Origin of the sequence: Thermus amyloliquefaciens (assembly GCF_000744885.1) — a bacterium.
GTDB classification, from domain to species: Bacteria; Deinococcota; Deinococci; order Deinococcales; family Thermaceae; genus Thermus; species Thermus amyloliquefaciens.
The window spans coordinates 1596373-1609397 of the sequence record NZ_JQMV01000003.1 but is presented as its reverse complement, the minus strand read 5'-3'; the positions used below and the strand labels follow the sequence as shown (position 1 = coordinate 1609397).

Sequence of the window (13025 nt, the reverse complement as noted above, 5' to 3'; positions counted from 1 at the left end):
GTGGGTTGCCCTAAGGAAGGGCCAAAGGAGAAGAAGGCGCGGGCCTTGGCCATCCTCGAGGCCCTGAAGGCGGCCTATCCCGGGGCCAAAACGGAGCTAAAGCACCAAAACCCCTTTCAGCTCCTGGTGGCCACGGTGCTTTCCGCCCAGGCCACGGACAAAAGCGTGAACGAGGCCACCCCCGCCCTCTTCGCCCGCTTCCCCGACGCCAAGGCCCTGGCCGCGGCCACCCCAGAGGAGGTGGAGCCCTTCATCCGGCGCATCGGGCTTTACAGAACCAAGGCCAGGAACCTGGTGGCCCTGGCCCAGAGGCTCGTGGAGGCCCACGGGGGGGAGGTGCCTAAGGACAAGCGGGCCCTCATGGCCCTTCCCGGGGTGGGGTGGAAGACGGCCACCGTGGTGCTGGGGGCGGCTTTTGGGGTGCCGGGGATCGCCGTGGACACCCATGTGGCCCGCCTGGCCAAGAGGCTCTGCCTCTCCCAGGCCGTGAGCCCAGAGAAGATCGGGGCCGATTTGGAGAGGCTCTTCCCCAAGGAGGACTGGGTCTTTGTTCACCACGCCCTGGTCCTTCACGGCAGGTACGTGTGCCTGGCCCGGAAGCCCCGGTGCGGGGACTGCGCCCTTGCCCCCCACTGCCCAAGCCGGCAAGGGGCATAGCCTCTTTTGCTTGCGCCATGGGGCCTCTTGCCAGGCCTTGAGAAAGGAGTGGGGTGCGGAACATCCTGGCTTCGCCTGCTTACCGGTTGGTTTTGGGGAGCTTTCTCTGGTCCTTTGGGGCCAATCTGGTCTATTTCTTCCTGAACTTCCACCTCGAGGCCCTAGGCTTCAGGCGCCAGGCCATAGGGTTGGCCCAGGCCCTTCTCCTCCTGGTGGGGGTGGTCTTCGCCCTGCCCCTGGCCCACCTCATCCCCCGCCTGGGTTACCGGAGAAGCCTGCTTCTGGCCCTCGCCTTGGCGGTGGGGAGCGGGTTGTTCTTGGGGCTTGGCCTCTTGGTTTTCCCTTCCCTCACGGGGTATGGCCTGGCCGGGGCCTTGGTGCAAGGGGCGGGAGCCCCCCTTTTGGCCCGGCTGGTGCCGGCGGAGAGGCGGGTTTCCCTATTCAGCCTCCAGGCGGCCCTTACCACCGCCTCGGGGTTTTTCTCCACCCTTTTGGCGGGTGCCCTTTCCGAATGGGTGGGGGCCCGGTGGGTTCTCCTTTTCGGGCTTCCCTTTTTTCTCCTGGCCTTGCCCTTTCTCCTGGGGCTTCCCGAGGGCCAGGGTACGCCCCCGAGGCTTGCGGGACGGTTTGGCCTCTGGCTGCGCCTCTTCGTGCCCCAGGCCATCATCGGCTTCGGTGCGGGGTTGGTGATCCCCTTTTTGAACCTGTACTTGCGGGAGAAGTTTGGCCTCAGCTACAGCGTCACCGGCTTTATTTTTGCCCTCTCCGCCCTGGCCACCGGGGTGGCCATGCTCCTCCAGCCCCTTCTGGTGGAGCGGATGGGGAAGCTGGGGGCCATCGTCCTGGTCCAGGCCCTCTCCCTGCCCTTTTTGGCCATTCTGGCCTGGGTCCCCTGGCTCCCCTTGGTCACCTTCGCCCTCCTCGTCCGCGGGGCCCTGATGAACGCCGCAGGGCCGGTCTATGCGGCCTTGGTGATGGACTACCTGGAGGAAGGGGAGCGTCCGGGCTTCTTCCTGGTGGAGGGGGCCCTTTGGAGCCTTCTTTTTGCCCTGGGGAGCGCCCTTTCTGGCGTGGTTCAGGAGGCGTTGGGCCTTTTGGCCTTCCACTACCTCTTCGCCGTTACCCTGGTCCTCTACGCCCTGGGGATCGCCCTTTGGCCCTGGGCCTTTGGCGGACTCCGGAGGGCTTATGAGGAGCGTTCTTCCTGAGGCCTTGCGCTTTGCCCTAGACTGGGCCTATGCGCACGGGCATCAGCGTGGATGAAGCCTTAGCCCTGGTCTTGGAGGAGGCCAAGGGGGAGCTTCCCGTGGAGGAGGTACCCCTGAAGGAGGCCTATGGCCGCGTCCTGGCGGAGGACCTGGTTTCCCTGGTGAACCATCCCGACCAGGACGACACCGCTGTGGATGGCTATGCCTGCCGGGAGGAGGACACCTTGGGGGCGAGCCCGCAAAACCCGGTGCGCCTGAGGGTGATCGGGGAATCCCCGGCGGGGAGGCCCTTTGCCGGAAGGGTTGGCCGAGGGGAGGCGGTGGCGGTGTACACGGGCGCCCCCATCCCCGAGGGGGCGGATGCCCTCATCCGGGTGGAGGACACCCGGCGGGAAGGGGAGTACGTCCTCCTCCTGGCCCCGGCCAGCGCCAAGGACATCCGGCCCCAGGGGGATGACCTGCGGAAGGGGGAGGTCTACCTGCGGCGGGGGGACCTCCTCACCCCGGGGCGGCTGGGCCTGGCGGCGGCCATGGGCCATCCGCGCCTCAAGGTCTTCCGGCGCCCCCGGGTGGGGATCCTCTCCACGGGGGATGAGGTGGTGGAGCCCGGGGAGCCTTTGCCCTACGGCGGGGTCTACAACTCCAACGCCTATAGCCTGCTTGGCCTGGTCTTGGAGGCGGGGGGGGAGCCGGTCCTTTTGGGCAAGGTGGAGGACCGATCCGATGCGGTCCTGAAAAGGCTGGAGGAGGCCGGGCCTTTGGACCTCCTCCTCACCTCCGGGGGGGTGTCCATGGGGGAGTACGACGTGGTGCGCAAGGTGCTGGAGGAGAGGGGGGAGGTCCTCTTCTGGAAGGTGAGGCAGCAGCCCGGGGGGCCCCTCCTCCTTGCGCGCCTGGGGGAGCTTCCCGTGCTGGGCCTGCCCGGAAACCCGGTTTCCAGCATGGTGACCTTCTTCCTCTACGGCAGGGCCTTCCTCTTCCGGCTTCTCCAGCGCACCGAGCCCCCTTACCGCGCCCTCAAGGCCAGGGCCCTCACCCCCTTCCGCGGGGCCCCGGGCAAGCGGGTCTTCCGCCGGGGCGTGCTCTCCTTTGAGGGGGAACTGGTGGTGCGCTCCACGGGCAACCAAAGCAGCGGGGTGCTCCGCTCCATGGCCCAGGGCAACGCCTTGGTGGTGGTGCCTCCGGACCAGAACGTGGCGGAGGGGGAGGTGGTGGAGGTCATCCCCTTGACTTTTGTGCTCTAGTTCACTAAACTTGAAAGGTTTACGGGCTTTACCCCTCCTTTTCGGGCGCGGGTGGGCCCGGGAAGCGAGAGAGCATGGAGTACAAAGACTTTCCCCTGAAGGACGAGATCAAGGAAGCCCTTTTGCGCCGCGGCATCACTTCCCCCACCCCCATCCAGGCGGCGGCCTTGCCCCTGGCCCTCGAGGGCAAGGACCTCATCGGCCAGGCCCGCACGGGCACCGGCAAGACCCTGGCCTTCGCCCTGCCCATCGCCCAGGCCCTCGAGGCCTCCTCCGAGCGGGGCCGCCCCCCCAGGGCCTTGGTCCTCACCCCCACCCGGGAGCTGGCCCTGCAGGTTTCCGGGGAGCTCCAGGCCGTGGCCCCCCACCTCAAGGTGGTCACCGTGTACGGGGGCACCGGCTACGGCAAGCAGAAGGAGGAGCTCCTCCGGGGGGCGGACGTGGTGGTGGCCACCCCCGGGAGGGCCCTGGACTACCTGAAGCAGGGGGTCCTTAACCTCTCCCAAGTGCAAATCGCCGTTTTGGACGAGGCGGACGAGATGCTCTCCATGGGCTTTGAGGAGGAGGTGGAGGCCATCCTGGCCGCCACCCCTAAAGAGCGGCAAACCCTCCTCTTCTCCGCCACCCTGCCCTCCTGGGCCCGGAAGCTGGCGGAGCGGTACATGAAAAGCCCCGTGGTCATCAACGTGGTGCGGGAGGAGGGGGTCACCTACCAGGAGGAGGCTATCCCCGCCCCTGGGGACCGCCTTGCCCTCCTCTCCGATCTCCTTTTTGTCAAGGCCCCTAAGCGGGCCATCGTCTTCACCCGCACCAAGGCCGAGACGGAGGAGGTGGCCACGGGCCTCCTGCGCCTGGGCCACCCCGCCCGGGCCATCCACGGGGACCTTTCGCAAAGCGACCGGGAAAGGGTGATGAGGGCCTTCCGGGAGGGGGAGGTCAAGGTCTTGGTGGCCACGGACGTGGCCGCCCGCGGCCTGGATATCCCCGAGGTGGACCTGGTGGTGCACTACCGCCTCCCCGACAAGCCGGAGACCTACCAGCACCGCTCCGGGCGCACGGGCCGCGCGGGGAGGGGGGCGAGGTGGTCATCCTTTACGGGCCTCGGGAAAGAAGGGAGCTTTCCGAGCTGGAGCGGGCGGTGGGCCGCACCTTCCGCCGGGTGAACCCGCCCACCCCGGAGGAGGTCCTGGAGGCCAAATGGCACCACCTCCTGGCCCGGCTGGCCCGGGTGCCGGAGAGGGACTACAAGCTCTACCTGGACTTCGCCGGGAAGCTCTTCGCCGAGGGGAGGGTGGAGGTGGTGGCCGCCCTCATGGCCCTTCTCCTGGGCGGGGCCCCCAAGGAAAAGAGCCTCCTCACCGGGGAGGAGGGCTGGCTCACCTTCAAGGCCACGGGGCAGAGGCTCACCCTGCCCCGGCTGGTGGCCTTGTTGAAGGAAAGGGGCCTCGAGGTGGGCAAGATTGCCCAGGGGGAGGAGGCCTTTTACGTGGACCTGCGCCCGCAGGACCTCCCCCGTCTGGCCGAGGTGCAGGGGGTGAAGCTGGAACGGGCCAAGCGGGTGGAGGCTTTGCCTGAAGCCTCGCCCCGCACCCCTCGTTCTGGCCGGGTCCGCTGAACCGCCGGCCCCGTTGGGGGGCCCACCGGGGCCAGCAGAAGGCCAGGTAGACGCAGGCCATCCCCACGCGTGTGGGGACTACGGTCTTACACATAAAGACATGGAACCGAGGCTCGGTCCATCCCCACGTGCGTGGGGACTACGCGGGGGACCCATGAGTAACACGCCCCCCGCTAGGTCCATCCCCACGTGCGTGGGGACTACCCGCAGGGCCCAGGAGCGGGTATCAGGTGGCCCGGTCCATCCCCACGTGCGTGGGGACTACCGCATCATGGCCCTAAGCGGCCAGGAGGTACTCGGTCCATCCCCACGTGCGTGGGGACTACAAAGGCCGAGGAGGAGATAGGGGGTTACCTGGGCGGTCCATCCCCACGTGCGTGGGGACTACGTGGACCTCGGGGGCATCCCGTACCTGCAGGAGGGTCCATCCCCACGTGCGTGGGGACTACATTACCCTGCCAAAGTTGTCTGGGGTCCATATCGGTCCATCCCCACGTGCGTGGGGACTACTTTTCGCGGACGTGGAGGTGCCTCATGGTACCGGTCCATCCCCACGTGCGTGGGGACTACGGCCTGCCAGATCGGCGTGCTGCATATATCGACGGTCCATCCCCACGTGCGTGGGGACTACGGCCCCCTCCCGGGCCCAGGGAGCCGGAATCACGGTCCATCCCCACGTGCGTGGGGACTACGGGGGTCTGGGTGGTTCCCCGTTCGCTGGCCCCCGGTCCATCCCCACGTGCGTGGGGACTACGCTAGGTGTCCCGTCTGTGGGATGCCTCATCGCGGTCCATCCCCACGTGCGTGGGGACTACACAGCACGGGGAACGTCCCGGCGTCCCCTGACCGGTCCATCCCCACGTGCGTGGGGACTACGTTGTGTGAGGCTGGGCGGCCATGGAACCCATCGGTCCATCCCCACGTGCGTGGGGACTACATGCCCACGAATGGGGTTTTGCCGATGCGCACCGGTCCATCCCCACGTGCGTGGGGACTACGGGGGGCGTGTTACTCAAGGGCCCCCCGCCGACGGTCCATCCCCACGTGCGTGGGGACTACATCAATCCCGTACCCGAGGAGCCTTGCCATGCCGGTCCATCCCCACGTGCGTGGGGACTACGCCCTAGCTAAAGGGAAACGGGTATATGCTAACGGTCCATCCCCACGTGCGTGGGGACTACACATGACCAGGACGGCAAAAACCCCCGGTTACCCCCCTCTAAGGGTATTTAAAAAGATCGGCTCCAAGTAAGCTGGCGACTCGAGGCCGGATTGTCAAGATCCGCTCTGGCAACTCGGCCAGCAGGGCTGGGGAGAAGAAGGGGGTAGGCCCTCGCCTTCAAGGATACCACGCCACAAGTTATAATGCACCCAAGATGGCGGGAAAACCCAAAGCCGAGCGCCTTTTGGACCTCGTGGAAGAGCTGAAACTCAGGCCTTATAGCGTGGCCGAGTTGGCCCGGCGCTACGGCGTGAGCCCCCGCACGGTGGAGCGGGACCTCGAGGCCCTCGCCCTCCAGGGCTACCCCGTGGAGCGGGTGGCCTGGGGGCGCTACCGCCTGAGGGACGCCCCGCCTGTCCTCCACCCTGTGGAGGCCTTGGCCCTCTTCGCGGCGGGGAGGCTTCTTTACCACCAGGCCCCAACCCGGCAGTATGGGAACGCCCTGGAAAAGCTGGCCCGGATGCTCCCTGAGCCCCTGCGCGGCCTCCTCCTAAAGAGCACCGAGGGCCTGAAGGGGCGCCAGGGGGATTCCCGCACCCTGGAGATGGTGGCCCGGGCCCTTCTGGAGAGGCGCGTCCTGGCCTTTGAGTACCGCTCCGGGGGTTCCAAGAACTGGCGGCCGAAGGAGCTTTTGGTGTACTTCCTCGAGGCCAACCGCACCAACCTGGGCCTCTACGCGGTGGGTTATGAGCGCACCTACCACCGGGCAGTCCTCACCCTCAAGCTCTCCCGTATGCGCCACGCCCGCCTTCTGGAAGAAACCTATCACCTCCCTCAGGACTTTGATCCGAACGCCTACTTCCGCCAGGCCTGGGGGGTGGTGGGGGTGCGGGAAGGGGGGGTGGAGGTGCGCCTCCGCTTTGCCCCCGAGGCCGCCTGGCGGGTGCTGGAGGGGGACTACCCCGGCCTCCAGGTGGAGCGGGAGCTATCCGACGGGAGCCTCCTGGCCCGGCTTTGGGCCGCCCCTTTCAAGGGCGGGGTGCCCTGGGAGGTGCTGGCCTGGGTCCAGAGCTTCGGGCCCCGGGTGGAGGTCCTTTCTCCCCCGGAGCTCCGGGAGCTCTGGCTGGCGGAGGCCAGGCAGGTCCTGGAAAAGGCGACAGCCCCTGTCGCCTTGGGCGGGTAGGGTGGGCCCATGGACCCCAAGCGTGCGGCCTTAGCCCTCTGGGCCAAAAGCGGGGACCCCTTCCACCCCTTCCACCCCCTCCTGGCCCACATGCTGGACACGGCGGCGGTGGCCCTTGCGGTCCTAGAGGAGGAGCCTGCCCGTACCCGCAGGTTCTACGCCGAGGACTGGGAGCTGGAGGAGGAAAAGGCCCTACGCCTCACCGCCTTTCTGGCGGGGCTTCACGACCTGGGCAAGGCAAGCCCCGTCTTTCAGGCGGCCTGGCCCGAGGGGGCCGAGCGGGTGCGTCAGGCCGGGCTAACCTGGAACGAGGAGCTGATCCGGGAGTCCTGGGTGGCCCACGGGGTCTTCACCGACCTCTACCTTAGGGAGGTCCTCCGGGAATGGGGCTTTTCCAAAGAGGCGGCTTGCCTCCTGGCCCAGGCCCTGGGGGCCCACCACGGCTTCCCGGCGGCGGAGGGGGAGCGTGCCTCGGGAAGGCGGCACGTGCGGAGCGAGCCCCAAGGCTGGCGGGAAGCCAGGACCTATTTGGTGGAAGCCCTGGCGAAGGCCTTGGGCCTCGAGCCCCTCTCTCCTCTTCCCGACCCCAGCCCGGAGGCCCTCCTCCGGGTCATGGCCCTGGCCTCCTTTGCCGACTGGATCGCTTCCGACCCCACCTTCTTCCCCTACGGCCGGGACCCCGAAGCCTTGGGCTACTGGGAAGAGGCGCTTGAGAAGGCCCGGGAGGCCCTAAAGAGCCTCCCCTGGCCCAAGCCCCTTTCCAAGGGGGAAAGGACCTTTCGGGACCTCTTCCCCTTTGCACCCAACCCCTTGCAGGAGGGGGTGTCTTCCCTTCTGGATAGGGTCCAGGAAATCCGGGAGCCTACCCTTCTCCTGGTGGAGGCCCCCATGGGCCTGGGGAAGACCGAGGCTGCCCTGTACGCCTACCACCGCCTCCAGGAACGCTTGGGGCACCGGGGGCTTTACGTGGCCCTTCCTACCCAGGCCACGGCCAACGGGCTTTTCCCCCGGGTAAGGGCTTTCCTGGAGCGCCTGGCGGCGGGGGAGTTCCTGGAGCTTCAGCTCCAGCACGGGGCGGCGCTGCTAAATCCGGAGTACGAGAAGCTCCTGGAGCAGTCCAAGCCCGCCCAGGTTTACGATGCCCGTTATTCCGAAAAGGGCCTGGCCACGGCCCAGGACGCGGAGGAGGGTGGGGTGGGGGCCTCCGCCTGGTTCTCCGCCAGGAAACGGGCCATGCTGGCAGGCCACGGGGTGGGCACCCTGGACCAGGCCCTTTTGGGGGTACTGAGGGTGAAGCACCACTTCATCCGCCTCTGGGGGCTCATGAACCGGGTGGTGGTCCTGGACGAGGTGCACGCCTACGATACCTACACCTCGGGGCTTCTTGTGGCCCTCCTCCGCTGGCTGAAGGCCTTGGGCTCCAGCGTGGTGCTCATGACCGCCACCCTGCCCAGCGCCAAGCGGGAGGAGCTCCTTAGGGCCTGGGGGGCTCAAGTGGAGCGGCTACCGTCTTACCCCCGGGTGGCGGCCTTTGCCGGGGGGAAGCTTTTGGAGGCCAAGCACGTGCCCCAGAAGTCCAGGCAGGTGCGCCTTCAGGCCGCCCCCGTGGAGCCGGACTCCCTTGCCAAGACCCTTTTGGAGCGGCTACCTGGGGCCCTAGGGGCCGTCGTGAACACCGTGGACCGGGCCCAGACCCTCTACCAGGCCTTGGGGGAAGGGGAGAGGCTCACCCTGGAGGGGCTTCTGGAGGCCCTGGGCCATCCTGCCTCGGAGGGCCCCTGGGGCGAACTCTGGAAGGCGCGGGGAGGGAAAGGGGACTTCGTGGTGGGGAAGCGCCTTAAGAACGGCACCCTGGTCTTCCTCCTCCACGCCCGCTTTCCCGCCGAGGAGAGGGCCCTGCGGGAGATGGTGGCCCTTAGCCTCTTCGGTAAAGGAGGCCCCCGGCCCGAGCGGGCCGTCTTGGTGGCCACCCAAGTGGCGGAGCAGAGCCTGGACCTGGACTTTGACCTCCTCTATAGCGACCTTGCCCCCATTGACCTCCTCTTCCAGCGCCTGGGGCGGCTCCACCGCCACGTGCGGGTAAGGCCTGAGGGGCATGGGGAGCCCCTCCTCCTGGTGGGGGGCCTCCAGGGCAAGCCCGAGTTTGGCGGGGAGCTTCGCTGGGATAAGGTTTACGAGGACTACCTCCTCCTTTCCACCTGGCTTTCCCTGCAGGGCCGGAAGGCCCTTGGGATGCCGGGGGACCTCGAGGCCCTCCTGGAGGAGGTCTACGGCCGCACCCCGGTGGGCTTTCCGGAGGATCTGAGGGAGCGGGCGCAAGAAAGCTACAGGCGCTTACAGCAGCGTTGGGAAGGGGAGGCCAAGACGGCGGAAAACTTGTCCCTCATGGACCTTAAGGCCCTCCTCTCCGACACCGAGGCCAGCGCCCTGGCCGCCGACTTCAAGCTGGACGACGACGCGGAGGACAAAAGGACCCAGCGCTTTCTCACCCGCCTTGGGGAGCCCAGCGTGCCTGTGGTGCCCCTCTACCGGGTGGGGGAAAGCTGGGCCCTGGACCCGGAGGGCAAGCGCCCCGTGCGCCTCAAGGGGGAGCTTTCCAAGGAGGAGGCGGTGGCCCTCTGGTCCCGGGCGGTGCGCCTTTCCCGTTACCCCATTCCCCAGGTGCTCCTTAGGGAGGACCCCCCGGCCGCTTGGCGGCGAAGCGGCCTCCTGCGGGGTTTGAGGCTCCTGGAGGTGGGTCGGGTCTTCGCTCATGAGGGCGGGGGCGTGCGGGTGGAGCTGGACCCGGAGCTGGGGGTGGTGTACGGTTCAGGTTAAATCCGACAGCGGATGACGGGTTGGCCCCGTAGCCTGCAGTTAGGAGGTGTCCCTTGGCCAAGTTCAACCTGCTGGAAGAACCCTGGATTCCCGTGCGTGAGGGCGGACGGGTGCGGGAAGTAAGCCTATGGGAGGCCCTGGTCAGGGCCCCGGCCATAGAGCGCATTGAGACCCCCTCCCCCCTCGAGGAGGCCGCCCTCCACCGCCTCCTCCTGGCGGTGCTCTACCGGGCCCTGCCCCCGGTCGGGGGCTTTTGGGATGCCCTGGACTTGCTGGAGCGGGGAGAGTTTGACTCAAAGGCCCTGGAGGGCTACCTAAGCCGTTTCCACGACCGCTTCTATCTTTTCCACGAAGAGGCTCCCTTCCTGCAAATCCCCGACCTGCCCACCAAAGACCCCCTCCCCTGGGCCAAGCTCTTGCCGGAGATGGCAAGCGGCAACAACCCCACCCTCTTTGACCACACCACGGAAGCGAACGTGCCCTTGGCCGCCTACGCCCAGGCGGCTAGGGCCCTCTTGGTGCACCAGGCTTACGCTCCAGGCGGGCTTCTTAAGCGGCTTGGGGTCACCTCGGCCAAGGACGCCCCCCTGGCCCGGCCCGCCGCCTTCTTGGTGGTGGGGGAGAACCTTTTCCAGACCTTGGTCCTGAACCTGGTGCCCCAGAAGGACCCCGGGGTGCCGGTGTGGGAACTCCCTCCCCTCCGTACCCAGGACGTGGCGGGGCACGCCACCAAGTGGCCCCTTCAGGGCGCTGCCCGGGTCTACGCCTGGCCCAGCCGGGGGGTGCTCCTTTTGGACGAGGGAAGCGGCGTGCGGGCAATAGCCTACGGCCCCGGGGTGGAACCTTTGGAGGTGGGTTTCCGCGACCCCATGGTGGCCCACCGCCTGGATGCCAAGGGCCAGGTGTCGCCCCTGCGCCTTAGCGTGGAGAAGAGCTTCTGGCGCGACTTCTCCGCCATGCTTCCCGCCGCTGGGGGGAGCTTTCCCGCCACCCTGGCCCACGCGCTCCGGCTGGCAGAGGAGCTAGGCCTAAGGCGGGAGCTTCGGGTGCCGGGCCAGGTGTCCGACCAGGCCAAGGTGCTGGATGTGCGCCGGGAGGTCTACCCCCTGCCCCAGGGTTTCCTCTCCCCGGTGGCGGAGGAGCTTTTGCAGAAGGGCCTCGAGCTGGCCGAGGAGGTGGGTAGGGCACTGTCCGGGGTAGCCCGGCGGGTAGCCCAAGGGCTCCTGGGGGACAAGGACCCGGAGGAGCTTCGCCGCTTCCAGGACTCCCTTCCCCTCCTGAGGCTTTATTGGGCGGAACTGGATGGACGTTTCCCCCAGTTCCTGGAAAAGCTCGCCGGGCCGGGGGCCATGGACTTCTGGCGGGAGGAGGTGCGGCGGGCGGCCCTTCGGGCCTGGGAGGAAACCCGCGCCTTTTTGGGCACAGAAGGGAGGCACCTCAAGGCTTTGGCGGAGGGGGAAAGGGTCATGGGCTCCGCCCTGGCCCCCACGTGGGGAAAGGAGGGGAAGACACCATGAGCAAGGCCTTTGTGGATTACTTGGAGAGGCTTAAGGGAAGCCGGACCTGGACCGCGGCCCGGGCAGCCCTGCGGAGGAGCTTGGCCTTCCCGCCCGGGGAATACCCGCCTGTACTCCCCTATGTGGAGGCCTTTGTGGACGGGGAGGGGTGGGAGCGGGAGGCCCACTACCTGGTGGCTGCCCTCTACGCCCTGAAGGACGGGGCCCATCAGGAGGGGCGCACCCTGGCCCAGGCCCTTAGGCAAGCCGGGCAGGCCCGGGATTCCAAGAGCGTGGGAAAGCGTTTCCAGGCCCTTTTGGATGCGGACCGGGACCAGCTCCCTTTTCGCCTGCGCCAGGCGGTGGGCCTGGTGGAAGGTGGTTTAGACTTCGCCAAGTTGCTTGAGGACCTCCTCCTCTGGTTTGACGGGAGGAGGCGGGTCCAGGTCCGCTGGGCCCGGGAGTACTACGGCGTGCGGGAAGAGGAGACGCAAGAGGAGATAGAGGAGGTGAAGGCATGAAGCTTCTGGAAGTGCACGTGATCCAGACGGTGGCCCCCAGCAACCTGAACCGGGACGACACGGGAAGCCCCAAGGACGCCCTCTTCGGCGGCTTCCGCCGGGCCCGCATCTCCAGCCAGGCCCAGAAGCGGGCGGTGCGGGTGGCCTTTAGGGAGTGGCCCCTCCTTTCTGAGGCTGAGCGGGCGGTGCGCACCAAGCGCCTCTTGGAGGCCCTTCTGAAGCGGCTGGAGGGCGTGCCCGAGGACAAGGCCCAGCGGGCGGTGGAAAACGCCCTGAACGCCCTGGGCCTTGGGGTAAAGGAAGGGAGGACGGAGTACCTCCTCTTCCTGGGGGCGGGGGAGCTGGACCGGTTGGCCGGGCTCATCCGGGAGAACCTCGAGGCCCTCTCCGCTCAGGAGGCCAAAGGCAAGAAGAAAGCCGAGGTGGACGGGGAGCTCAAGAAGGCCTTGGAAAAGGTGCTGGACGGGGGTAAAGCGGTGGACCTGGCCCTCTTCGGCCGGATGCTGGCGGACCGCCCCGAGTTTGGCGTGGACGCCGCCTGCCAGGTGGCCCATGCCCTTTCCACCCACAAGGTGGACCGGGAGTTTGACTTCTACACCGCCGTGGACGATCTGAACCCCAAGGAGGAGACGGGGGCGGGGATGATGGGGGACGTGGAGTTTTACTCCGCCACCATGTACCGCTATGCGGTGGTGAACCTGGACAAGCTCCTGGAGAACCTGCAAGGGGACCGGGAACTGGCCCAGAAGGGGGCCTTGGCCTTCCTGGAGGCGTTCGCCCTCACCCTGCCCTCGGGCAAGCAGAACAGTTTTGCCGCCCACAACCCGCCCCTCTTCCTGGCTTTCCGTGCCGGGGTGGGGTTGCCCCGCAACCTGGCCACCGCCTTTGAAAGGCCCATCTGGCCCAAGGAGGGCAAAGCCCTTTCCGCCCTTTCCGTGGAGGCCCTGGTCCGGGAGTGGGCCAAGTTTGACCGGGCTTACGGCGCTTTAGAGCCCGAGTGGAAGGGTGCTTTAAACCTCACCGAGGCAGAGGTCCAGGGCATTGACCTGGTGGATGGGCTAGGCGGGCTGAGAAAGAGGGCGGAGGAGGCCCTGAAGGCGTTGCTTGCCCCGGGAGGTTAGC

At 67.5% G+C, this 13025-nt stretch carries 8 protein-coding genes, 1 pseudogene and 1 CRISPR repeat array; all 9 genes and pseudogenes read left to right on the top strand.

Annotated elements, in window-relative coordinates; translation table 11 throughout:
• The 9 genes and pseudogenes from nth to cas7e all read left to right on the top strand — a co-directional run bounded on the left by nth (position 1) and on the right by cas7e (position 13024).
• The gene (nth, locus tag BS74_RS08595; protein ID WP_038057923.1) at positions 1-657 is read left to right on the top strand and encodes an endonuclease III; all 657 of its coding nucleotides are present in this window, start codon (positions 1-3) and stop codon (positions 655-657) included.
• Positions 658-710: 53 nt separating this feature from the next.
• Positions 711-1865, top strand: a complete 1155-nt coding sequence (locus BS74_RS08590) for an MFS transporter (protein ID WP_245606104.1) — start codon at positions 711-713, stop codon at positions 1863-1865.
• Positions 1866-1894: 29 nt separating this feature from the next.
• Entirely contained in the window at positions 1895-3109 is a 1215-nt protein-coding gene (locus tag BS74_RS08585) for a molybdopterin molybdotransferase MoeA (protein WP_038057920.1), read from the top strand.
• A 74-nt stretch (positions 3110-3183) separates the two neighbouring features.
• Positions 3184-4724: pseudogene (locus tag BS74_RS08580) on the top strand (DEAD/DEAH box helicase).
• A gap of 53 nt (positions 4725-4777) precedes the next feature.
• A CRISPR array of direct repeats spans positions 4778-5905; the repeat unit is 29 nt; unit sequence CGGTCCATCCCCACGTGCGTGGGGACTAC.
• Between the two features lie 195 nt (positions 5906-6100).
• A complete protein-coding gene (locus BS74_RS08575; RefSeq protein ID WP_038057914.1) occupies positions 6101-7069 on the top strand; it encodes a helix-turn-helix transcriptional regulator in 969 nt (322 codons plus the stop codon).
• A 9-nt stretch (positions 7070-7078) separates the two neighbouring features.
• Positions 7079-9886, top strand: coding sequence for a CRISPR-associated helicase/endonuclease Cas3 (locus tag BS74_RS08570; protein ID WP_038057912.1), 2808 nt, complete (start codon positions 7079-7081; stop codon positions 9884-9886).
• Positions 9887-9939: 53 nt separating this feature from the next.
• Positions 9940-11403, top strand: a complete 1464-nt coding sequence (gene casA, locus BS74_RS08565; RefSeq protein WP_038057910.1) for a type I-E CRISPR-associated protein Cse1/CasA — start codon at positions 9940-9942, stop codon at positions 11401-11403.
• Entirely contained in the window at positions 11400-11903 is a 504-nt protein-coding gene (gene casB / locus BS74_RS08560) for a type I-E CRISPR-associated protein Cse2/CasB (RefSeq protein ID WP_038057909.1), read from the top strand. The genes casA and casB overlap by 4 nt, the downstream gene beginning before the upstream one ends.
• Positions 11900-13024, top strand: a complete 1125-nt coding sequence (cas7e, locus tag BS74_RS08555) for a type I-E CRISPR-associated protein Cas7/Cse4/CasC (RefSeq protein ID WP_038057908.1) — start codon at positions 11900-11902, stop codon at positions 13022-13024. The genes casB and cas7e overlap by 4 nt, the downstream gene beginning before the upstream one ends.
• Position 13025: the final 1 nt, after the last annotated feature.